Below are 302 nucleotides of genomic sequence, written 5' to 3'. Positions count from 1 at the left end.
GTGTGGTCCTGCGGGAACGTCACGCCGTCGTTCTCGTAGGCCTTGTAGATGATGCCGCTCTTGTGGGTCTTCTGGAAGTGCGTGCGGATGTCCAGGTGCTCGGTGGCCAGGTTGGTGAAGCGGTGCGCGGCGGTCTCGTAGGAGACGGCGAAGGCGTCCCGGATGTCCTCGACCGCGATTTCCTTGGCGGCCTTGGCCTTCTGCAGGAACTCGACCGTCGCCTGTTCCGGCAGCAGGAGCGCCGCGGCGAAGTAGTTTGTGGCCACGCGCTGCATCAGGAAATCCCCGTAGTTGCTGGGGGT

At 64.2% G+C, this 302-nt stretch carries 1 protein-coding gene; it reads right to left on the bottom strand.

Features of this window, described 5'->3' with window-relative positions; translation table 11 throughout:
• Nucleotides 1-302: ImmA/IrrE family metallo-endopeptidase (locus J9611_RS21625; protein ID WP_211883399.1), on the bottom strand; the 302-nt coding region annotated here is incomplete at both ends.

Source organism: Pseudarthrobacter albicanus, assembly GCF_018224015.1.
Lineage (GTDB): Bacteria > Actinomycetota > Actinomycetes > Actinomycetales > Micrococcaceae > Arthrobacter > Arthrobacter albicanus.
The sequence above is the reverse complement of the archived record's forward strand: the minus strand, read 5'-3'. Positions and strand labels throughout refer to the sequence as shown.